The 22,574-nt window shown below is 61.6% G+C and carries 18 protein-coding genes; 9 read left to right on the forward strand and 9 right to left on the reverse strand.

Features of this window, described 5'->3' with window-relative positions; all coding sequences use genetic code 11:
• Positions 1-428: 428 nt before the first annotated feature.
• Positions 429-7,097 carry a hypothetical protein gene (locus ACN9MX_RS08105; RefSeq protein ID WP_426386622.1) on the forward strand — a complete coding sequence of 2,223 codons (6,669 nt, stop codon included), beginning with the start codon at positions 429-431 and terminating at the stop codon, positions 7,095-7,097.
• 17 nt (positions 7,098-7,114) lie between these two features.
• On the opposite strand, the gene ACN9MX_RS08110 is transcribed toward ACN9MX_RS08105, so the two are convergent.
• Both ACN9MX_RS08110 and ACN9MX_RS08115 read right to left on the reverse strand, forming a co-directional pair.
• Positions 7,115-7,318: a hypothetical protein gene (locus ACN9MX_RS08110; protein WP_426386623.1), complete on the reverse strand. Its 204-nt coding sequence runs from the start codon at positions 7,316-7,318 to the stop codon at positions 7,115-7,117.
• Positions 7,319-7,449: 131 nt separating this feature from the next.
• Entirely contained in the window at positions 7,450-8,631 is a 1,182-nt protein-coding gene (locus ACN9MX_RS08115; protein WP_426386624.1) for a capsule biosynthesis protein, read from the reverse strand.
• Positions 8,632-8,991: 360 nt separating this feature from the next.
• Between ACN9MX_RS08115 and ACN9MX_RS08120 the strand changes: the two genes are divergently transcribed.
• Entirely contained in the window at positions 8,992-10,575 is a 1,584-nt protein-coding gene (locus tag ACN9MX_RS08120) for an LTA synthase family protein (protein WP_426386626.1), read from the forward strand.
• Here the strand turns inward: ACN9MX_RS08120 and ACN9MX_RS08125 are convergent.
• Together ACN9MX_RS08125 and ACN9MX_RS08130 are read right to left on the reverse strand one after the other, a co-directional pair.
• Positions 10,490-11,263 (reverse strand): SDR family NAD(P)-dependent oxidoreductase, encoded by a 774-nt coding sequence (locus ACN9MX_RS08125; RefSeq protein ID WP_426386627.1) that lies wholly within the window; start codon positions 11,261-11,263, stop codon positions 10,490-10,492. The two genes, ACN9MX_RS08120 and ACN9MX_RS08125, sit on opposite strands and share 86 nt — an antisense overlap.
• 46 nt (positions 11,264-11,309) lie before the next feature.
• Positions 11,310-11,657 (reverse strand): hypothetical protein, encoded by a 348-nt coding sequence (locus tag ACN9MX_RS08130; RefSeq protein ID WP_426387525.1) that lies wholly within the window; start codon positions 11,655-11,657, stop codon positions 11,310-11,312.
• On the opposite strand from ACN9MX_RS08130, the gene ACN9MX_RS08135 reads away from it, so the two are divergent.
• Positions 11,577-11,978 (forward strand): sterol desaturase family protein, encoded by a 402-nt coding sequence (locus ACN9MX_RS08135; protein WP_363831704.1) that lies wholly within the window; start codon positions 11,577-11,579, stop codon positions 11,976-11,978. The two genes, ACN9MX_RS08130 and ACN9MX_RS08135, sit on opposite strands and share 81 nt — an antisense overlap.
• 22 nt (positions 11,979-12,000) lie before the next feature.
• Here ACN9MX_RS08135 and ACN9MX_RS08140 read toward each other — a convergent pair whose 3' ends face one another.
• Positions 12,001-13,233: a glycosyltransferase family 4 protein gene (locus ACN9MX_RS08140; protein ID WP_426386628.1), complete on the reverse strand. Its 1,233-nt coding sequence runs from the start codon at positions 13,231-13,233 to the stop codon at positions 12,001-12,003.
• 258 nt (positions 13,234-13,491) lie between these two features.
• On the opposite strand from ACN9MX_RS08140, the gene ACN9MX_RS08145 reads away from it, so the two are divergent.
• From ACN9MX_RS08145 to ACN9MX_RS08155, 3 genes are all read left to right on the forward strand, one after another.
• Complete coding sequence (locus ACN9MX_RS08145) at positions 13,492-14,268, forward strand: aspartyl/asparaginyl beta-hydroxylase domain-containing protein (protein ID WP_426386630.1); 777 nt, start codon at positions 13,492-13,494, stop codon at positions 14,266-14,268.
• A 216-nt stretch (positions 14,269-14,484) separates the two neighbouring features.
• Positions 14,485-15,753, forward strand: a complete 1,269-nt coding sequence (locus ACN9MX_RS08150) for a hypothetical protein (protein ID WP_426386631.1) — start codon at positions 14,485-14,487, stop codon at positions 15,751-15,753.
• A 21-nt stretch (positions 15,754-15,774) separates the two neighbouring features.
• Positions 15,775-16,056, forward strand: coding sequence for a hypothetical protein (locus ACN9MX_RS08155; protein WP_426386633.1), 282 nt, complete (start codon positions 15,775-15,777; stop codon positions 16,054-16,056).
• Here the strand turns inward: ACN9MX_RS08155 and ACN9MX_RS08160 are convergent.
• Together ACN9MX_RS08160 and ACN9MX_RS08165 are read right to left on the reverse strand one after the other, a co-directional pair.
• Positions 16,030-16,755 (reverse strand): class I SAM-dependent methyltransferase, encoded by a 726-nt coding sequence (locus tag ACN9MX_RS08160; RefSeq protein WP_426386634.1) that lies wholly within the window; start codon positions 16,753-16,755, stop codon positions 16,030-16,032. The two genes, ACN9MX_RS08155 and ACN9MX_RS08160, sit on opposite strands and share 27 nt — an antisense overlap.
• Positions 16,728-17,750 carry a glycosyltransferase family 2 protein gene (locus tag ACN9MX_RS08165; protein ID WP_426386635.1) on the reverse strand — a complete coding sequence of 341 codons (1,023 nt, stop codon included), beginning with the start codon at positions 17,748-17,750 and terminating at the stop codon, positions 16,728-16,730. Before ACN9MX_RS08165 ends, ACN9MX_RS08160 begins: the two co-directional genes overlap by 28 nt.
• A 167-nt stretch (positions 17,751-17,917) precedes the next feature.
• On the opposite strand from ACN9MX_RS08165, the gene ACN9MX_RS08170 reads away from it, so the two are divergent.
• The 3 genes from ACN9MX_RS08170 (at position 17,918) to ACN9MX_RS08180 (ending at position 21,087) form a co-directional block, all read left to right on the forward strand.
• A complete protein-coding gene (locus tag ACN9MX_RS08170; protein ID WP_426386637.1) occupies positions 17,918-19,456 on the forward strand; it encodes a 6-pyruvoyl-tetrahydropterin synthase-related protein in 1,539 nt (512 codons plus the stop codon).
• Between the two features lie 139 nt (positions 19,457-19,595).
• Positions 19,596-20,414 (forward strand): class I mannose-6-phosphate isomerase, encoded by an 819-nt coding sequence (locus tag ACN9MX_RS08175; protein WP_426386639.1) that lies wholly within the window; start codon positions 19,596-19,598, stop codon positions 20,412-20,414.
• Between the two features lie 28 nt (positions 20,415-20,442).
• Positions 20,443-21,087 (forward strand): 5'-methylthioadenosine/S-adenosylhomocysteine nucleosidase, encoded by a 645-nt coding sequence (locus ACN9MX_RS08180; RefSeq protein WP_363739845.1) that lies wholly within the window; start codon positions 20,443-20,445, stop codon positions 21,085-21,087.
• Positions 21,088-21,105: 18 nt separating this feature from the next.
• On the opposite strand, the gene ACN9MX_RS08185 is transcribed toward ACN9MX_RS08180, so the two are convergent.
• Both ACN9MX_RS08185 and ACN9MX_RS08190 read right to left on the reverse strand, forming a co-directional pair.
• The gene (locus tag ACN9MX_RS08185; protein WP_363831635.1) at positions 21,106-21,642 is read right to left on the reverse strand and encodes an adenine phosphoribosyltransferase; all 537 of its coding nucleotides are present in this window, start codon (positions 21,640-21,642) and stop codon (positions 21,106-21,108) included.
• A gap of 68 nt (positions 21,643-21,710) precedes the next feature.
• The gene (locus ACN9MX_RS08190) at positions 21,711-22,559 is read right to left on the reverse strand and encodes a cytochrome c1 (RefSeq protein WP_363739850.1); all 849 of its coding nucleotides are present in this window, start codon (positions 22,557-22,559) and stop codon (positions 21,711-21,713) included.
• Between the last annotated feature and the right edge of the window lie 15 nt (positions 22,560-22,574).

The following is a 22,574-nucleotide window of genomic DNA, read 5'->3' on the forward strand; positions in this document are numbered from 1 at the left end:
GGAGCCACCACATGGCAACCCTTAAACATGTAGTGACCATCAAGAATTCAGCACAGGGATAAGCGACTGCGATGCTGCGGCGCATCTGATGGCTGAACATAGAACGAAGCTGCGGCACCGATAGATGGTCCGTTCGGCAACCTTGTCGCTCAAGGGACATTCGCTCAGGCCTCCGATTTTTTCTGTCAAGGGCACCCCTGCCATTCGACATCCAGCGTAACAGTCGAGCACTAAACCAACGCCAGCGTAGATCCCACGCGCGAATCAACCGACAGTCCAATTCAGCGGGCCACGAGTCAAATCAAATGGCTGCGACAATGTTTGAGCTTCAACAAAAACCAAATTTGTCTTCAAACTCGAATGATTTAGGCTTGAAAGGATGCGACGGCTCCCTGTAACGCCCTCAGCGGGGTTTACAGGGGTACAATATGAATCTGAAGAATTGCGCGTCCAAATGGGCGCTGCTCGCGGGCGCCAGTGTCGTCGCCGCGCTTGCCATCGCTTCGTCCGCGCAGGCCGCCTGCAGCACTGCCAATGGCATCGTCACCTGCACTGGCGACAATCAGCCCTTCACCGTCACCTCTGACGCCCAGACCATCATTGCTGAAGGGGCAACCGTCACCGGGACGGGCCTGTCCGCGCTTCGCCTGAACAGCGTGCGTGCCAATCTGGTCGTCAACGGCACAATCAGCGCTACGGGTGCCACCGCGTTGACCATCCAGAACGGCGACCGTGTCCTCACCTATGATCCCTACGCCGGTGCCGGATTGCCGAGCGGCATTTATTCCTACCCCTATCTCTATCCCACGGGCCAGGCCACGGTCCTGGTCGGCGCGCAAGGCGTCCTCAGCGGCGATACCGGTATCTGGATCGAGCGGTCGAGCAGCAACTATCTGGGTGGTTCCACGGCATCGATCGACAATAGCGGCCTGATCACGGCAACGTCGGGCAGCGCGATCCGTGGTCCCTCCGGCATTTCCGGCGTCAGCTATACATCGATCACCAACCAGGAAAGTGGGACGATCCACGGCATCGCCGCGCCCGTCGATACTATCACCAATGCCGGCCTGGTCGACGGGCGCGACAATGCGGCTATCGACCTTGCGCCCCGATATGACAGTTTCTTCGGCAGCTATGGTCTGTCATACGTCATCAATAGCGGGACAATCACTTCCACTGCCGGGACCACGATCATCGGCCAGCAAAACCCGCTGTCCATTACCAACAGCGGCCTGATCAGCAACAGCAATGGCGGCCAGGCGATCTATGCCGGATCGAACCTGTACCTGACCAATTCGGGCAGGATCGAGGGCAATATCGTGGCCCATGGCACCAGCACGATCAACAGCACGGCAGGGAACATCGTGGGTGATGTGCTGCTGGGCGATGGCGATGACATCATCGTCGCCGCGCTCGATGAGAACAACCGGCTGCAGACCGGAGTCACCGGTCAGATTGACGGCGGCGCAGGCGTCAATGCCATTGCCCTGGTCATTAACGCCGATGCCGCGCTGACCGGCACACCGGTATTGCCGACCGGTTTCTCCCTGTTGCGGGCAAGCCTCTCCAACCAGGCACAGCTCACGCTCGACGCCGGATTTAGCGGAACCTCAAGGCTCTATGTCTCCGGTGAAGGCACGCTGGTCAATCAGGGACTGATCGATACGCAAGGCCGGGCGATAGAGGCTTATGGCTACGGCTCTCCCTCATCGCTCAGCGTGCAAAATGACGGCGCCATCAAGGCGACCCTTGCAGGTGCGACCGACGCTGCCGTCTCGATCGACGGCGCTGCCCTGACCAATAACGCCAGCATCGAAGCTACGGGCGGCGCGGCCATCCTGCTGAAGTCGGGCTACGGCACGGCCCTGACCAATAGCGGGACGATCAAGGCAAACGGTGGCCCGGCGATCCTCTTCGGCGGCGGCTATGCCAGCAGCGCAACGCTGGTGAACAAGGCCGGCGGCGTCATCCAGGGAGATACGACCGCCATCGCGATCCTGCCCGACAGCAGCCCCTATTCCTACAATTCCACCAGCATCACCAATGCCGGCTCGATCATCGGCCATGTCGATCTTACCGGAAGCGGCAGCAGCGACCGCTTCATCATGCAGGAAGGTGGGACGGTAACCGGTGACGTTCGGCTGGGCGCCGGCAACGACAGCTATATTTTCGACGGAATCATGAGCGCCGACGGCTTTCTCACAGGTATTTCCGGGATACTCGACGGCGGCGATGGGACCGACCAGCTGCTGGCGCGGATCAAGGGTGACGCCGCGATCACGCTCGGTAACTATGCCAATTTCGAAACGGTCGGACTGGATATCGCCGAGGGCAAGCAGCTCAGCGTGACAGGCTCCACCGGCGGCGCTCAACTCAGTCTTTACGGCAAGGGCAATGTCGACCTGTCGCTCGACATCTCCGGCCAGAATGTCACGCTGATCGACGCCTCGGGCTATGGCTTCAGCCTGCCCGGTGATCCCGGCACCCCCTATGTCCAGACCGGCACGACGATCGTCAGCCGGGGTGCGTTTACTGCAGCTTTCAATTCCGCGTTCTATGGCGGCAGCGTCGTTATGCTGGATCAGCTCGATCGTTTCACCAATGAGGGCAGCATTAGCCTCACCCAGCCCACCAACCCCTATGGTGCGCGTGCCTCCGCTATCAGCGGCGGCAAGGAGGTCGTGAACAAGGGCGAAATCCTGCTCGACGGCGGCGCCGCCATTGCAGGCGCGCTCTCCGTGACCAACAGCGGCATGATCGTCGAGGTCAGCGGCGGCGCTGCGGCAGTAGGCGTGTCAAGCTTCCGGGATCTTACCAATAGCGGCACGATACGCACTTCCGGCAGCGCGGTCTATGCCAGCGATTATAGCGCCTCCACGATCCGCAATAGTGGCACGATCGAAAGCACCGGCGCGCGGGCGATCATTGGCGGCTATGCGCCCACTGTGATCGTCAACGAGGCCGGCGGAACCATCACCGGCGGCGTGGGCCTTGAAGCCATCGCCCTTGCCGGCGGCGGTGCGGTCAGCAATGCTGGCACGATCGACGGCGATGTGAACCTCAGCTATTCTCCCTATGGCGGCACCAGTTATGCCAGCGGCGCCTATGTGGATCGCGGTGGCACGCTGAACGGCAATCTGCTGTTCGGTGCTGGCAACGACATTTTCGTCGCCACCAGCGATATGCTTGGGGTGCTGGGCAGCATCGACGCAGGCGACGGCGTGGACAACTTCATCCGCGCCTATGATGCCAGCAGGACCGTCGATATCAATGCCCTCCCCTCAACTCCGATCGGGTTCGAGCGGTTCGGCGTCGGCGCCCTGGGCAAAAATACGGTAGTTACGCTTACCGCCGCCAGTGGCCCGATCGGCGAGCCTCTCACGCTGGTGGGCGACGGCACGATCGTCAATGTGGCGGATTTCAGCGCGGCCAACTCCTTGGAACAGTTGCTGACGCTGGGCTCTTCGGTCGATCCGCTCAACCTGTCCGGCGGCGGTTCCACGCTGACCTTCATCAACCAGGGCAAGATCAACGGCACAGTTGGCGGCTATGCCGCCAGCTTCACCAATGAAGGCACCATCAGCAACATCAACGGCATGACAGCCGTCGAACTCATTGCCAGCAGCAATGATCGCTTCACATTCCAGAATAGCGGGACCATCGCCTCGCCCAACGGTTCGTCTTATTTTTACACTAACACGGGCGTCACCATTCAGGGCGCCTCCGACACCCAGATCATCGACAATGTCGCACTCGGCAACAACGGAAGCATCACGGGCGGCCTGTCGGCCTCGCTCCATGCGACCGAATTCAGTTTCGCCAATGACGGGACGATCGAACCGGGTCTTAACAGCTATCTCCCTTCGGTCTCACTTTCCCTTGGTCAGAGCTACTACGGCGGCACCGACACCAATGCTGACAAAGCAACGATCAGCAACGGCGGGAAGCTGACGAACGGAATCGATGCCGCGATCGCAGCCAGGACGCTGGCTTTCAGCAACAGCGGCACGATCAGCTCATCCCTTTACGGCACAGCCGTCTCGCTGATCCAAACGGCACATGAGACTCGTGACATGACGCAGGGCCTCTACGGGGCGATCGATCAGAAAAGCCTGTCCTTTGCCAACAGCGGCACACTGAACGGCAGCGCTTATCTCTATTCCGCCGCGACCTCCATCGCCGTTGCAAACAGCGGAACGATCGCAGCGCCTGCCAGCAACCTCGTCGAGCTGGATGACCCCGCCGTGAGGATCGAGGGGAACAGCCAGAACAGCCAGGCCATTGCCTTCACCAACAGCGGGGGGATCAGCACCAACCGTCTGGGCGCCTCAGCCGTTTCCATCGAGAGCGACGCGCGCTCGCCCGAGCAGCTCAGGAATGGCTTTGACGAGACTGACGGCCCGACCGCCGGTGAACCCACCACGTCCATCAGCGTCACCAACGGCGGCACGCTGAGCGCCGATGGGGGTGCCAGCTATCGCCCCGCCACTACGCCACCCTTTCCCTGGTATCCTTCATTCCCGGAAAGCCTGAGCCTCGTCGCCGCGCTCAGCGTCGATGCCTCCAGCGGCGGCCTGTCCCGCATCACCGTGACTAACGAAACAGGCGGGGTCATCTCCGCCACCGGTGCGACCCGCAACGCCGCCGATGCGCAAAATCCCGTGGTCGCAGGGCTGGAAAATATCGGTTCGACCGCCTTTGTAGGTCGCGCGAACCAGATCACGCTGATCAATGCCGGGACGATCCGTGGCCTTGAAGGTGGGATGGTGCCCGTCAATCTGCTGGTCGATCCGACCGCGTCCGACCATGATTTTGCGGGCCAATTCCTTGCCGGCGCGATCCAGACGATCGATTCGGCCGACAGCGTCACCAATCTGGCCACAGGCGTGATCACCGGCTCGGTCAACCTGGGCGCGCTGGACGACAGCATGGCCAATTACGGCACCATCAACGGCACTGTGTATCTGGGCGAAGGCAATGACCGCTTCATCCATGGCCTGGGCGCAACGCTCAACGGCATGGTCGATGGCGGCGCCGGCACCGACGCGCTGGTCATCGACATCAGCGGCGGTGGCCTGCTGAACCAGGCGACGTTCGACAAGTTCGTGAACTTCGAGGAACAGTCGATCACGGGCACCGGCACGATCACCACCAATGGTCCGCTTTCGATCGACAGCCTGGTCCTGCGCGATGCCAATCTCACCCTGGCGGCGGGGCAGACTCTGACGACCGCCAGCGACACCAGCATCATCTTTGCCTCCGGCACCAACAGCCTGATCAATCTGGGCACCATTACCGGCGCCCTGAGCTTCGCAGGGGGGACGAACAGTTTCGTCAATCTGGGCAGCATAGCAGGCCCCGTCACCCTTGGCGGGGGCAGCAACAGCTTCACAGTGGGTGCTGGTTCCTCGGTCAGCGGGCCGGTTGTCGCCAATGGCACCGACGATCTGCTGATACTGGCCACCGGCGGCACCGATGCGGCACCGCAGGAATTGCGCCTTTCCAGCTTCACCGGCTTTGAACGCACGCGGCAGGACAGCGGTACGCTCGCTCTGTCGGGCGATTTCACCACCGGGCAGCTGATCCTTGCCGGCGGACGCTTCATCGGCCGCACCGGATCGGTGCTTAACACCTCCTCCATCCTGGTAAACCAGGGCGCGACCTTCGGCAGCGCGGGAACCGTGAACGGCAACATCTTTGTGCAGGGCACCCTCTCCCCCGGCTCCTCGCCGGGCACGATGACGATCAATGGCAATGTCGCGCTGTCGGGAAGCTCCGCCACCCTGTTCGAAATGACGCCGACCATCAGTGATGCGCTCATCATCAATGGAACGCTCAGCATCGCGCCGGGTGCGACACTGAAAATCATTGGCAATCGTCCGCTGACTCCCGGCGTCACCTATGAGCTGATCACCACGACCAGCGGCATTGTCGGCAGCTTCACCACCATCGACAAGGCCTCCACCGTGGTCGGCTTCGTCCGCCAGGGCAATCGCAGCATCGACCTGCTGGGCCAGTTTGTGCTGGGTAACGGCGCAAGCGGCCAGGTAATGCAGACAGTCGATTATCTGAACGGCCTGCTGATTGCCGGCACCGCGACGAACGGCCTGTTGAACGCTGCCCCCTCACTCCTGCTGGCCGACGGTACGGTCAATCAGGCCGCGGCGACCCGCCTCAACGCTGAAAGCTATGCTTCGGCAGCGCAGATCGGCATCGAGAATGGCCTTGCCATTGCATCGGCCCTGCGTACCGCCTCGATCAGCGCGCGGGGTGAGGAAGCCGGCCTCTTTACGTTCGGCCAGACGCTGGGGCGCTGGCGTCGCCTTCCCGGGGATGCCGCGCTCGGTACCTCGCGCGCCAATATTTCCACCTATGGCGCGCTCGCAGGCATCGGCTTCGGCTCGCAGACGGCTTCGCTCGGCGCGTTTGTCGGTTATATCGACGCCCGCCAGCAAATCGGCGCACTTGCCGCCAGGACCAGGGCTGACGGCATAATGGCGGGTGCGATCGCGCGGGCGGCATTGGACGGTTTCCACATCGCTGCCTCGCTCAGCTATGACGGCAGCAGGGCGGATACGGATCGCAGCTTGCTCAGCGGCAGCAAACTCAACAGCCATTATCGCCTGCGCAGCTGGACGGCGGACATATCGCTGGGTCATGCCTTCGGTTTAGGCAATGGATGGAACCTCGAACCCGAAATCGGCTTCACCCATATCTCTGCACGCCGCGGCAGTGCGAGCGAGATGGGCGACGCGGTCTGGGCACTGGATGTAGAGGGACGGCGGACCAGGGCCAGCTTCCTACGGGGCGCGCTCGAACTGCACGGCGCTGCGGAAGCGCGCCTCAGCCCGTGGATCTCCGCCGGTGTCCTGCATCAGCTCAGTGGCACCCAAAGCTTTGCGAGCGCCGCCTATATGGGTGTCCCCGATGGCCTGACCGTCGCGGGCGTCGGGCGCAGCAAGACGCTGGCATCGGTGGGAGCAGGCGCGAACCTTCGGGTCTCGTCGGCGGCCACCCTCTATGCTGGCGTGAACAGCGAATTCGGCGCCGAAAGCAGCGGACAAGGTGCGACAGTGGGTCTGCGGTTTCTGTTCTAGCTAGGACGGATCGATATTCAGCCCTGACGGCCTGCAAATGGCAGCTTTCCGTGCTTCCGGTGCTCACGTATTGGAAGGACGCTGCGCGCCGGGTCACGAAAAACCACCATTTTCGGCTCGTCATCATCTGAATATCGATCCGGCCCAATCAAAATAAGGCTCTTACCGGGAACGATTCGCCGCTCATCATCGAGCGGCGAACGAACCATCTCGATGGACAACGAACCTCCGCCATTTTAGCCTCTGTGGCGAATAGCTACCAAGGCTGCAATTTAAAGTGCCTGCAGTTACTGACACCGGAAATACAAGCGGCGGCATGGTCGCGGAGTTGCCCAGCCTCGATTTCAGTTGGCTATTCAGGAAGCAAGGGTCGGCCCTCGAACCTGGCGACAGCATGACGCACGACCCGGTTCAGCCCTTCTTCGGAGAAGAAACCGCCCGGAATCAGGCAACGCTCGACCAGCACGCGTTGGAAAGCGGCAAAGGTGGTCGCATCTGGCGTGACCGGATTTCGCCAGAAGGCATCCAGTCCATCCTGGAAGGTGATATCAGGCATGTCGTAGATCGCTTGCCCCAGAGCCACCACCGGCACGCCCATGGCCAGGGCCAGGGTGCCGCTGGTGCTGTTGATCGTGACGACGCCGCGTGATTGTTGTGCAACAGGAACGATATCGCCCCAGGCCAGATAATCGACCCGGTCCGCGACACCGAAAAGCGAGGCCATATCGGCCGTTTCCTGTTGCCAGTCGCGCACGCCATTGTCGAGCGGGTGCTCCTTGACCACCAAACGCACATCGGCCGGAGCATGGTTGGCGAAGGATCCGATCACCAACCTGAGCGCATCGGCCACGCCGGCAAAGGGTGAATGCAGGCGAATCTGCGCATCCGAATCAAGTTGAAGCGGGAAAAGGAAATAGGGCTCGGCCGAAGCTTCTAGGCGGGCAATCAATTCCGCGCTGCGCTGTTCGCGTTCCTTGCGTCGGCGCAATTTGCGCCACCATCCCATCCCTTCCACCAAAGGATGCCAGGGCCGGTGGTTGGTCCAGTACGGATAGCGCCAACGGGTCAGGACATCGGCGGCATTGTAAATCAACCCCTCCGTCGCTCGGCGGCGGAACGAAGAATTGACCTGACTGTGGGCAGGAACCGGGGGCAATGCCGCGGCAGTCTCGCGATACCACACCGGATCGCGCGGGAGAGAGGAATGGCCGTTGACGCCGCCCAGTTCCAGCGTCACCCAATCGGGTCGAACATAGCCCTCCTCGAACACGTGAACGGGCACTCCAAGCTCGCGGCAAACCCGCGTGGCTGGCATATGATGTTCACGGCAGTCTCCGAACAACGCCACATCCGTAATGCCGCACTCCTTGATGGTTCGTTCGAGCATCGATGGCCAGTCTTCCAGCGAACCGCAATAATCGATGCCGTTCGGCAGGCGCCAGAACAGGCGGTCCCCACCGTTGAAATTGATCTTGTAGACGCTGTGCCCGGATCGGATCAGTTCCTGACCGAGCCGACGGAACAATGGTCCCATGAGACCTTGCAGCAACAGGACGGTCCGCTTGCCTGACTTCGGAGGAGCGCTTGTAGTCCCGTGTGCACCGTCGGTCGCATTGAAGGATAGTTCTGGCATTCAGGAAGCAGGCTCCATGATGACGTCGGAGGTGGACATGTTGGCTGGGTCCCAGAGCCATTCCGGCATGTCGTGGTTATTGCCCAAGCGGTTAGTCTGCCGTGCGTCAGACGGCAAGCCTCCACGATATCCGTGCCCGGAAAAGAGCGCGGAGGTGGCCTGATGACAGCCGGCATCCTGTTCGCTAAGAGATCATATGCCCGACATAAAGGGCCTGAAAACCCTGGGGCATGACGATTTGGACGGCACAGCAAAGCAGTGATGCCTGATGGACTGACATTCGCGGCATTGCTGGTCGGTGCAGCCGTTCTCGACCGGTTGGTATACCCCCGACCCGAGGCGGGCTTTTACCTGTCCCGGCGCAGCACGGCCGGCCTTTGGCTGCTGGCATGGATGATGACGGCGCTGTTCGGCCTGTTCCTCGCCTGCTGCGGCAACTTCCCGCTCTCCGCAGGATTGGCGCTTGCATTGCTGGCCCTGCTTGTTCTTGTCTCCAATGCCAAGCATGCCATGCTCGGCGAACCCCTGCTCTTTTCCGATCTGGCGCTGATCGGCGCGATCTTCCGTCATCCCCAATTTTATCTTTCAGCCATCAGCGTCGGGCAACGCACGGCGGCAGGGGCCGTGGCCATCCTCCTCCTCGCCATGCTGGCCTGGCTGTTCGTTCCGGCGTGGCAGATGCATCTGGCGGGGATGCTGATCCTTGCCGGCAGCCTCGCGATACTGGCGACGACCGTGCGCGGTGCCCTGCGCCAGGGCCTGGCCGATACGCCAGACGCCTATGCCGATGTCAGGCGTCATGGCCTCCTGCCCACATTGTTGCTTTACTGGCTACGCTGGCGCCACAGCAACGATCCGCCACCTTGCGCCGAAGCCGAGAGACATCCTCCTTCTGCCCCTCATCCACCCCCGGAACTGCTGGTGGTCATCCAGTGCGAATCCTTTGCTGATCCGGTCGAACTGTTTGAAGGCTTCAACATATCGCTGCCGGGCCTTGCCAACGCCCGCGAGAGTGCCTTGCAATGGGGCCAGCTCAATGTCAGCGGCTTCGGCGCCTATACGATGCGCACAGAATATGGCGTGCTTTTCGGGCGCAGCGAGGATGCCCTCGGCTTCCGGCGCTACGATCCCTTTCTCACCGCGCTGGGCGAAGCGTCCTATGCTTTGCCTGCGCGGCTGAAGGAGGCAGGATGGCGTAGCCTCTTCGTCCATCCGCATGACATGCGCTTCTACAGCCGCGACCAGATCATGCCGGCAGGCGGCTTTGCCGAACTGATCGGAGAGGAGCATTTCGCCCCCGTTGCCGCCGGTGCAGGACGCTATGTCACCGATGCCGCGATTGCCGGGCAGATCGTCCGGCTGGCTCGCGAAGCTACCGGGCCTGGCCTGATCTATGCCGTCACGATTGAAAATCATGGGCCCTGGGCGCCGGACATGCGCACGGGCGGCGATCTGGTTCAAAGCTATCTTCGCCTGGCGCGCAACAGCGACGCCATGCTGAGCACATTGCGGGAGCAGCTTGCATTGCTGAAACGCCCGGCTGTCCTGGTTTTCTTTGGCGACCATCGCCCCAGCATTCCGGGCGCGACCTCTCCGGAGGGAGGGCGACATACGCCTTATGTGATGATCCGCTTCAATGATGCAGGTGACATTGTCCGCGGCGACAACAGGCGCGTAGACCTCACTCCGGCCGAACTGCACCATGCGATGCTTGATCTTGTCCTTGGCGAACCCCTGGCAAGCGTGAACCCTGGCGCGGCTAATGGCCTGCCGGAGACAGCGCCAGCAACAGGCGTTCGCGCAAGGGTCGCGGCAGCACGCGGTCAAACCAGCGGAGCAGGTTGAAGGGCCAGGGTATGATCGCATGCGCTTGCCCCAGGGCTGCCGCGCGCGCGATCCTGGCCGCGACCACATCCGGCTGCGTCGACAACGGCCTGGCCTCTCCAGTCCGCCGGGCAGCCGCCGTGTCGATAAAGCCGGGCGATACCAGCGTCACCTTGACCCCATGCCGCCGCACGCCGATTCGCAGCGCCTCGGCAAAGCGCGCAAGACCTGCCTTCGTCCCCGAATAGGCAGCGGCAAAGGGCAAGGCATGGAAGGCGGCGGCAGATCCGATCATCACGATGCGCCCGTGGCCCCGCCCCGCCATCCGCTCGGCCAGCGCCGCGGCCATTGCGGCAGGTGCGACGAAATTGATCATTCCCAGCCGGGCGACGACGCCCGCATCCTCCACCACAGCGCCAGCCGCGCGAATATCCCCCAGGCCGGCGGCGAATATGGCCAGGTCGACAGGATCGGCTTCGTCTTCGGTAAGCATGGCGTCCAAGGCATGTTCAACATTGCCAAGGTCCAGCGAACGCATCTCTACCGATGCTCCGGCCGCCTCGCATGCCTTGGCCAGGGATGACAGGCGCGCCAGGTCTCGCCCCCAGAGAGACAAGCATATGCCAGGACCAGCATAATGCCGTGCCAATGCGCTGCCCAGTCCACCAGAGGCGCCGGTGATGAAAATCCGCTTCGGGTGGGAACCCATGGTCATACCGATGCACGCATGTAACAGATCCCCCTCTAACCTTGCTTCAACGACATAATTCCTTGACAGACAACGGCGCCTCCTGTTCGAGTTCCGCGTAATGCGCCCTTCCGATCACCAATCCCGACGAATCCGACTGTTCAAAAATGAGCATCTGGAACAGCTTACGCTGATTTCGCCACGAATTTTCGCGCTCATCTGGGGCATATTGCTCCCGCTGATCGTCTGGATAGGATGGGGGGAAACCGGATTCTGGACAGGGTTCAGCCTGTTTGCGGCGGGCCTCCTCGTCTGGACGCTTTTCGAATATGCGATGCACCGATACCTCTTTCATCTGAAGGTAGAGTGGCCCGCGGCAAGATGGTTTGTCTTCCTGATTCACGGCAATCATCACGATAACCCCAATGATCCCATGCGCGACATGATGCCGCTCTCGGTGAGCCTGCCGGTTGCCGCCCTGGTCTGGGGTGCTTGCCTGATGCTGCTCGGCGGTCCTGGAACCTGGCTCTTTCTGGGGTTCATCCTGGGCTATGTCGTCTATGACACCATTCATTATGCCAGCCACCAATGGCCGATGCGCGGAAAGCTGGCTTCAGCGCTGAAGCGCCACCACATGCGCCACCATTATGTGAACGAGAACAGCAATTTTGCGATTTCGGCCATTTTCTGGGATCGCGTGTTCGGCAGTACGGCCCGGAATTCCAGACAGTCATAGAGAAGCCATAGACAAGCGCCGTTCAGGAGCGCGCCTGCAAGGCCGCAATGGCATCAGCCACGATCCCGACATGCTCGTTCCACCTGGGCATATGCCAATGTGGCAGGCGAAGCATCTGCGCCGTGTGGAGCGGCCCTCGACCAGCATGGTCGAGGATGAGGGCCTGCCAGCCCGGCCCGTCGAGCGGGCTGAGATAGTCGGGCGCATCTCCACCTGCCTCGCGCAGAGCGGGAAGATCGCTGCATATCACCGGCGTGCCGACGGACAGCGCTTCGGCCACGGGCATTCCATAGCCCTCCGCGAAGGAGGGCATCAGCAACGCCCGCGCTCCCCGCAGCAGACTGGCCATGCGGGCATCGGAACAGCCGTTCAGTTCCTCGACATGGCCCTCCAGGGCCGGACAACGCTCCAGCATGTCGACGACCTGCTCATTTTCCCATCCGCGACGTCCGATGACGATAAGGCGGGGCACGCTTTGCGGTTCGAGGGTCTGGGCCAGATGACGCCACAGGTTGAGCAGAAGCAGATGATTCTTGCGGGGTTCGATGGTGCCGAGGCAGACGAAATAGGGCCGTCCGCCACCCAGCTGGAAGGCTTCGGCCGCAGGCAGCGTCTCCGTTCCCAGCAGTGCGACATGCACATCCACCCTTCGGCCGCTGCTTTCCAGCCACGGCTGCAATGACCGTCCCGTCGCAGCGGAATTGACGATCACCCCGTCGGCCAGCGCGGCGATAGTCGCGATACGTTGCCGGTGCTGGCTGTCGCCGGATACGCGCGCATATTCGGGAAATTCGATTGGAATGAGGTCATGGACGAGGCACAGAAAGCGCGCCTTCTCGCGGGCCAGGATCCGACGCACCTGTTCCGTGCGGGTCAGATGATGTGGCGAGGCCTGAACATAGACGGCGCTCATGCTGCTGCGCTCAGTCCGCGACGGCAGCAGGGAGACAAGCCATGGCAGGGAAGAAGCCAGGGAACGCCGGTGCGGATTGCCTACCTGACTGGACCAGCGACTTTCCAGTTCATCAAGATAGGCCAGAACCGCCCGGCGCGAGAGCCGCCCGTAAAGCCCGCAAGGATGAACGGCCGCAAAGGCCAGGCGGTATCCATAATGGTCCAGGAGACCCCGCGCATAGGCCATTTCCACCCGGTCGACTCCGGAGGGGGTGGAATAGTGCACTCGGGAAATCAGGCGCGAAATATCGAGGATGACTTCACCCGATCGCGACACAGCAGGGGAAAGAGAAGAAACCATCAGAGCTCACTTACCGGGAACCTCGCCTGTAGCAAGGGGATGGATGGAATCGGCTCGCCCCACGAAACACCGGTCATTTCGATATCGCGGCCAATATGGAGCCCTCCGCTGATCATTTCATCCACCGGCCCGAAATCCTCTCCTGTCGTAAATGAAGGCTCGGCCGACAGCAGGGTAGAACCGGATATTGACGAAGGGACGAGCCGACTTCATAGCGGGATTCACTCCCTACCCCGTTGTTCCGAAGGAAATATCGGTTTGAAATGGAACGACAAAGTCAATGCCCGCGGCTGGAAGGTGCCCTTCATCGGCAAATCCCTGTTCCAGATCGGCAAGGAATTGCGCCCCAGGATCGATGCGGTGATCATGCGCAACTCGCTGGTTCCGGATCGGGCGCTGATCGACAAAAGTCATTTCCCATGGGTTTCGGCTCTCGAACGGCAATGGCAGGATATTCGCGACGAGGCAGTCCGTATCCGGACGGTTGATATTCCCTCCCTGGGCGATATTTCCTTCGATCATGGCCGTATCGCCGCGGATCGGCGATGGCGCACCCTGTTCCTCAAGGGCTATGGCTATCAAATGGAAGGCAATTGCGCCCTTGCACCCATTACCGCCGCACTGATCGAGAAGGTGCCAGGACTTGTCACCGCCAATTTCTCCGTGATGGAAGCGGGCGGGCATATACCGCGCCACTGGGGCATGACAAAGGGCATGCTCACCTATCACCTTGCCCTCAAGGTGCCGCGGGAGCGGGAAAAATGCCGCATGCATATAGAGGAGGGCGAGACGGTGCATGTCATGCCCTGGGAAGAGGGGCATTCCTTCATCTTCGACGACATGTTCAACCATGAGGTGTGGAACGAAACGGATGAGGATCGCTATATCCTGCTGATCCAGATCAAACGTCCATGCCGCTTTTTGGGCAACCTGATCCAGGACATCTTCCTCTGGGGCGTGCGTCATTCCCGTTTCGTGCAGGACATCAAGCGCCATATCGATCGGGAAAGCAGAAAGGCCGCCAAGGCGGTATAGATGTTTGGCGTTGGGATTGGTGGCAGGTCGATGTCGATTGGTTCGTCATTCCAGGCGCAATCATGATCGCCTGATCGGCCTGTAAGCAGCATGTCCAACCGGTCATTATCATGCTGACCTTCCAAGGACCACGGGCACCCATTTTTCCATAACTGCCCTTGCCATCTCGCGCCGCTCCTCTATCGATCTTGGCGGGCAATCTTCAAGGACGGGGACATGGGGGAGACATCCATCTCTGCGAAACATGTCGTGCCTTCCACGAAGGCCACTTCCATGCTCTCGCGGAACCGGCTTTCCATTTTTATCGCACCGCGCTGGATCTGGGCGGCGCTTGCCACCTGGCTGGGCGGCAGCCAGTTGTTGCTTTGGCGGTTTCTCGATAGCTTCCCTGTCTGGGCCTATGCCCTCGGTGCCCTGGTCCTTGCCGAGCTCTGCTTTTGCACCGCAAAAGTCGCCAAAGGCGGCCGGGATATAAGTCTCGGTACCTTGGTGACCTGCTTCCTGATCGCACTGGGCCTCTTGGTGCTGAGCGGTGAAGGGCGGCTCTTCTATGCCAATGTGGATTGGCAGGTGCGCTTCGCCGTGTTGCGGGACATGGGCATGAACCCTTGGCCGTTCGTCTATACGGCGCGTGCCGATCCCGACTTGCTGCGCGCACCGATCGGCATGTTCCTGGCGCCCGCGCTGGTCTTCAAGGTACTTGGCCCGAGAGCCGCAGACATCGCCCTGCTTGCGCAGAATGCAACGCTCGTTGCATTGCTGCTTGCGCTCGGCAGCCAGCTATTTTCAAACCGGCGATCCCGCCTGATCGGCCTGGCGATATTCGTCCTGTTCTCTGGCATGGATGCGATTGGTGACCTGCTCATGCAGGGAACGCTCACCGGCCATCTGGAGGATTGGGCCGAGATTGAATATTCCTCGACCATCACCCTGCTTTTCTGGGTCCCACAGCACGCGATTGCCGGTTGGGTGGGCGCGGTCGGATACATGTTGTGGCGGGAGGGCCGCGTCCCCCTTGCGCCATGGCTGTCGCTGCTGCCGATGACGGCGCTCTGGTCGCCTCTTGGGCTGATGGGAGCGATGCCCTTTGTCGCGCTGGCAGGGGTGCGAATGCTGATCGCGCGTTCGCTACGCTTGCACGATATCCTGGCTCCCGCCGCGTCGGCTGTCCTTTGCCTGCCGTCGCTCATCTATCTGGGCGCAGCACCGGATGACGTCGGCATCCATTTTCTGCCGATCCCCTTCGTCCAGTGGTTGCTGTTCCAATCCTTTGAAACATTGCCTTATCTGATTCCTCTGGCGATCGCCGGGCGATCGACGCGGTTCGGACGGGACAGCCTTTGGCTGGCCTTTGCCTGGCTGATGTTCATCCCCTTCGTGCAGATCGGCTGGTCGACCGATTTCATGATGCGCGGATCGATCACGGCCCTGGCTGTGGTCACGGTGATGGTCAGCGATCATGTTGTGCAACGGGGCGAGAGGTGACGCTGGTTTGTGATAGTGTTGATGATCGGCAGCCTGACTGGACTGGCCGAGATACGGCGCGCATTGCTCTATCCCGCGGCACCCGAGGTGCGCTGCACCTTCTTCAAGGCATGGGACCAGACTTTCGCAGCCTTCCCCAAGGGCTCCTATCTGGCTCCCGTGGAGAAGGTTCCGGCGCTCATCCGCCCTGCCCATCCTGCCCACGCCTCGGCGAGCGAACCGGCCCGTTGCTGGGACGGCCCCTGGAGGCTGCCCTATGATCCGCGCAATGCGCCGTCAGGCCGAGAGGACGGCGTAAAGTGACAGCCCCATGGGCAAGGAAAAGCGGCCGAGAAGATGCCGTTCCGCCGCGAAAATGCGCTGGAGCGCGGCATTGACGAGCGGCGACGGGCGCGCGTCAAGAGGGGTGTCGCGGCGCAGCAACTGATGAGCGAAGCGCTGCGCCACCGCCAGCGGGAAAAGCAGGCTGTTGAAATGACCGGAGGCTTCGACCTGCAATCCTGCGGCGGCCACAACTTTCAACAAGCCATCATGGGTATAGCGGCGCTTGTGATGATGCAGCACGTCGTGCTCCGACCAGAGCCAGGGGGCGGCCGGGACGGTAAGCAGCAACCGCCCATTCGGCGCCAGCCGTGCGCCCAGAGCGCTCAGCGATGCTTCATCCTCTTCGATATGCTCCAGCACGTCGAGCAGCGCGATCAGATCATATCGGGTATCGCCGAAACCAATCGCGTCGGGCAAGGCGCCTGCCTCCACCCGGCACAACCCTCGCGCAGCGGCCAGAGCGCGGGCATCCGCGTCATATTCTATCGCATCGAGCGCGCCATATTGGGCCAGCAGAGCAAGATTACCCCCTGTGCCACAGCCCGCTTCGAGAATGCGAGCATCGGCCGGCAAGGCAATATTGGTGCGGACGAGGCTGTCGATGATGGCGCGGCGAGCGACAAACCACCAATGATCCTGCTCCTGCGCGCTCATGCTCGCATAGGCTGATCGGTCCATTCGTCCTCTTCCCTGGTTTGCAGCCGGACCGCAGACGGCGGCGCCGGCTCGCTTTCCTCCGCCACGACATAAAGCGGCCGATTGCGCACTTCCTGCGCGACGCGGCCCAGATATTCCCCGATGATGCCTAGGCTCATCAGGTTGAGGCCGCCCAGCATCAGCACCGCGACCATGATCGAGGCATAGCCCGGCGTATCGACCCCGGTCAGCAGCGTGTGCAGCACCAGGAATGCGGCATAGGCAAAGGCCATCAAGGCGATACTGCCACCAATATAGGACCAGATGCGCAGCGGCATGGTGGTGGAGGCGGTGATACCGTCGACGGCGAGCGACCAGAGCTTGCTGACGCGCCACTTGCTGCTTCCCGCCTCGCGCGGCGCGCGCTCATAGTCGACGGTGGCAATGCGAAAGCCGACCCAGGAGAAGAGGCCTTTGGTGAAGCGTGCCTGCTCGCCAAGTTGCTTGATGACGTCCACTGCCTGCCGGTCCAGCAGGCGGAAATCGCCGACATTCTCCGGGATAGGATGATCGGAAAGGCGATTGATGAGGCGATAGAAGCCGTGCGCGCTCCAGCGCTTGAACCAGTCATCGGTGGACCGGTCCGCGCGGCGCGCATTGACCACCTTCGCGCCCGCCAGCCAGTGACGAACCATGGCGACGATGACTTCCGGCGGATCCTGGAGATCGACATCGATCGGGATGATGGCGTCTCCCTTCGCCCGGTCGATCCCGGCGGCCAATGCCGCTTCCTTGCCGAAATTGCGCGACAGGGTGATATGGCGGACGTCGGGATTCAGACGGCCAAGGATCGACAATATGTCGCCGGTCCGGTCCGTGCTGCCATCATTGATGAACAGGAATTCGGCTTGAGCGTCCGGTCCCATGAGGTGAAGCGCTTGGGCAACCGCGGGACGCGCGGCATCCAGGAACAACGAAATGCTCTCCTGTTCATTGAAGACCGGAACCACGATCGACAACAAGACTGGTGTAGCCATTCTTCTGAGCCCCCTAATGTGGGCTGGTGCCCCGGGCGGGTATCGGCCAGAATGGTTAACAATGCCTTACCCGCATCGGGGCACTGGAGAGCCACAGGAAGGTCAGCGTAATCTTAACCATTTTTGTTGATCAGGCCACGATGGATGGAAAGAGGACGATAGCGCGGATGTCCGCCCAACACTGCCTGCGTAATGTTGGCCTCCTCGCGCTTGTGGCAGCGTTCCTCCTGCTGCCGACCTTCCTGCTAGGTCCAGGCGATTCCCATTCCGTCACCTACAATTATGTCTGGACAAGCCAGTTCGGGACGGAGATGGCGAAGGGCAATCTCTATCCGCGCTGGTTGCCGGGCAGTTTCGAAGGACTGGGAAGTCCTGCCTTCTATTTCTACCCGCCGATCGCCTTCTGGATAGCCGGCGCCTTCGATGCGGGAGGCCTGTCCACGCTTGCCGCGATCAACATGGCCGCATTCCTGACGCTTCTCCTGTCAGGCATTGCCATGCATTATTGGCTTTCAGCGCGTGGCACCTATCCGCTTGCCGGGGCGATCCTTTACATGGCCGCGCCCTATCACCTGATGGACTTCTACATTCGGGGCGCTCTGGCGGAATTTACCGCTTTCATATGGTATCCATTCATTGCGCTGGCCATAACACGCCTTCCCAATCGCAGGGGCGTCATCATGCTGGCGCTCGCCTATGCCGGGCTTGTGCTGACCCATTTGCCCATGGCGATGCTCACCGGCTTCTTCCTGATTGTTCCGCTGGGTATCCACAGGATCCTGGCGGATCGGCGCGCCTTCTGGCCCCTGACCGTGGGTGTCGTGATCGGCGTTGGTCTTGCGGCCTTCTATCTGGTTCCGGCCCTCACGATGCAGGGCTATATTTCCTCACAGCTTCTATGGGGTGCCTGGTATCGGCCATCCTCCTGGGGGCTGCTGGCCAATGGTCCCCTCCTCCAGGTACTGCCCATTCCGCTACTCATCGCCGGCCTTGCGCTGTTGGCGCTGTCGGCACGTTCCATCTGGACCGTCATCAGTCTTTTGACGACCTTGGCGGCTCTCGGCCTCATCCCTTTCCTTTGGGACATTCCGCCCTTCGTCCAGGCGCAATTTCCCTGGCGGCTGCTGGGCCTGATCGAATTTGCTGCAATAACGGCCGTTCTGAGTTGCCGTCCCAAACCGATTCTGTTGGGGTTGGGCCTGGCGCTTGCAGCTTTCTCCTATGTCCGCTGGACTGCTGAAGCAGCGGAATATCTCACCCAACCAGTGCCATACGCCTTGATCAAACGCGATCTGCCCGATGCCGTTGAATATCTGCCTGCCGGTTTCGACACAAATCGCATCACCGACTTCGAGCGAAAGCCCGACCTCTCCGAGTGGCGCGACATCAGAGCAAGCGACGAAGTGGTGGCTGACAGGTCAGGCGAGGTGACGATGCGCCGTGCCGCTTTCCCGATCTGGCGCGTCATGCGTGGCGATGAAGTTGTACCTTACCAAGGGCCTGTCATCCACTTTCAGGCACAACCGGGCCACTATCGCATAGAACGGGTCACTATGTGGCGGGAATGGGTTGGGCTGCTTGTCAGCATGGCCAGCCTGCTTCTGCTTGCGGTTGTATTCGCCGCCGATTGCACCACTTGGGCGCCAATATCCTTCCTGAGATCCAGGATTTTCCGTTGGAGCCGTTCAGCGCCGAAACTTCCCTAACCCCCGTTCCAAGATCGACAAGATCGGACTAACCGCCCCGCTTGCTGCTCCCCCTGCGCCATGAGTCGATCATTCCGTCCCCCTCTCTTCCTCGTTCAAGGCTCTTGCCTGTCGGCAGCGACTCTCCATAAGGAACCGCATGACCACGACCCGCCTGTTCGCCCATGATGTCGAAAAGCCTTGGGGCCGCACCGATATTCCTTCAGCTATCGCGCCCACACAGGGCCGCCGCGTCGGAGAAGTCTGGTTCTCGGCACCGACGCCAGGCGAAGGAGCGGCTTTGCCGCTGCTGGTCAAATATATCTTCACCAGCGAGAAGCTGTCGGTGCAGGTCCATCCCGATGACGTGCAGGCGCGGGACCGCGGACTGCAGGGCGGCAAGTCCGAATGCTGGTACATATTGGATGCCGAACCCGACGCGCGACTGGGTATCGGCCTGACCCGCGAATTGACGCCCGAGGCGTTGCGTGCAGCGGCCCTTGACGGCAGCATCGAAGCACTGATGGACTGGAAGCCGGTGCGCGCGGGCAGCTTCTACTATATTCCAGCCGGCACGGTCCATGCCATTGGCGGCGGCGTGACGCTTGTGGAAGTGCAGCAGAACAATGACGTGACCTACCGCCTTTACGACTATGGCCGGCCACGCGCGCTTCATCTGGAGGAAGCCATAGCTGTCAGCGCGACCGCGCTCTATGACCTGCCGGACAGGATTGTTCCGATCACGGCTGAAGAACGGCTGGTGTCGGGCGATGGAGCGCCATTCATCCTGGACCTGGTGCAGGGTGAAGCGAAAACCGCGCAACGGATAGAGGGGGAAATGGCATGGTTCATTCCGCTGGCCGGGACCGGCATGATTGACGGCGAGCCATGGCGGCAGGGCGAATGCTGGTTGATCCAGGGAACGGCCGCCTTGACCATCGATAGCGGGATGAGCGCACTGCTTGCCCGGCTGCCTTGAACTGACATCGACGAATCGGGGGAAGCTCATGCCAGGCGGAGAAAAGATCGCGGACAAGCGGGTCCTGTTCGTGATGGCGGTCGAGGCGGAATATGGTCCTCAGCTCAAGGCCCGCTTCGATCCGCTGATGACGGGAGTGGGCCCGGTGGAAGCCGCGCTCAACACCGGCCTTGCGCTCCAGCGGCTGGACATGGAAGGCGCTCTGCCCGACCTTGTCGTTTCATTGGGATCGGCCGGATCGCGCATCTGTACGTTGGGCGAGGTCTATCAGGTCGCCAGCGTCTCCTGGCGAGACATGGACGCTTCCCGGCTGGGATTCGCCAAAGGCGTGACGCCCTTTTCCGACCACCCGGCCGAAATCGCGCTGCACATGCCGCTCGACATTCGCGCCGCCCGGCTGTCTACGGGGGGGAATATCGTCGGCGGGGATGATTATGCGGCGATCGACGCCGACATGGTCGACATGGAAAGCTTTGCTGTGGTGCGCGCCTGCCAGCGTTTTGGCGTGCCGGTCATGGGGCTTCGCGGCATTTCCGATGGTCCGGGCGAACTGGCCGACATGCTCGGATGGACGCAATTGCTGGCGCTGCTGGACGAACGATTGGCCGAGGCGGTGGACATGCTGGCCAGCGCGCTTGAAAAGGCGAAAAAGCCCGCACCCCATCTGGAATGATGACCGGCCCGAAGCCGGTCAATGTCCTCCAAAGGCGATGATCGCCGCCGACGCGACGCCATCGGCCTCCAGCGCAGCCATGCCACCCAGGTCGGGCAGATCGATCGCGAACAACGCCATCAGCACGGTCGCACCCTGTTCCCTGATCAATTGCGCAGCCGCCAGCGCCGTTCCACCCGTTGCGATCAGATCGTCCACCAGCACCACGCGGGCTCCTTCCGGAAGCTGTCCTTCATGCAGTTCCAGCCGGTCGGTGCCGTATTCCAGCACATAATCGATGCCGACCGTCCTGCCGGGCAGCTTGCCCTTCTTGCGCACCGGCACGAAGCCCACGCCAAGCGCATGGGCCAGCGCCGCCCCCAGGATGAAGCCGCGCGCCTCGATCCCCACGATAAAGGCCGGATCAAGTGGCCCCGCATGCGCCTCCATGCGCCCGACCAGTTCGGCAAGGCCGGCGGCGTCCGCCAGCAATGTCGTGATGTCCCGGAACTGGATCCCCGGCTTGGGAAAATCGGGGATCGTGCGGACCAGGGCCGCCAGGCTGTCAGCGCTCATCTTCACCCTCATGGAAAAAGGGGGCCCGGTTTCCCGCGCCCCCTCCGATGTTCAGCTTCAGGCCCCGATCAGGCGGCCTTTTTCTTGTCCGCCCAGATATTCTGGTAGGCCATATAAGCCAGGCCCGTCGCGATCAGCAGGAAGAAGATCGTCGCCAGCCCCGCGCGGCGGCGGTTTTCCAGCTTGGGCTCGGCCGTCCAGGTCAGGAAGGCCGCAACGTCCTGCGCCATCTGGTCGACAGTCGCCTTGGTGCCGTCGCCATAGGTCACCTGACCATCGGCTGTCAGCGGCGGCGCCATGGCAAGGTTCAGGTTGGCGAAATAGGGGTTGTAGTGCAGCCCCTCCGGCGTCTTGGCGTCAGGGAACTCCTTCAGCAGCTCGGCCGGCTGCGCCTGGAAACCCGTCAGCAGCGAATAGACATAGGCGCTGCCATGATGGCGGGCCTTGGTCATCAGCGACAGATCCGGCGGGATCGCATTGTTGTTCGCTGCCGCCGCCGCGACATTGTTCGCGAAGGGCTTGGGGAAATAATCCGCCGGAATGGGATCGCGGGTCGACATCTCGCCCGTCTTGGGATCCACGTCAGGGGTCTTGATCGCCCACTGCTTGGCGATCGCCTTGATCTCCGCTTCGTTGTAACCGATACCCGCCAGATCACGGAAAGCCACGAATTTCAGGCTGTGACAGGCCGAGCAGACCTCCTTGAACACCTGGAACCCGCGCTGGAGCTGCGCCTGGTCGAACTTGCCGAAAGGCCCGTCGAACGAGAAGGCGACATGCTTGGGATTGAGGTGGAACTCATGCTCCACCGTCTTGGCGGGCGGCTCGGTGACATAGGCGACCGCGCCCACCAGGAAGGAAATCACCAGCCAGCCCGCGAAAAAGAGGCCGACCAGAAAAGCGCCGATGCGTACCATTTTCCGTCTACCCCC

It is taken from the genome of Sphingobium sp. R-21, assembly GCF_049913335.1.
GTDB lineage: Bacteria > Pseudomonadota > Alphaproteobacteria > Sphingomonadales > Sphingomonadaceae > Sphingobium.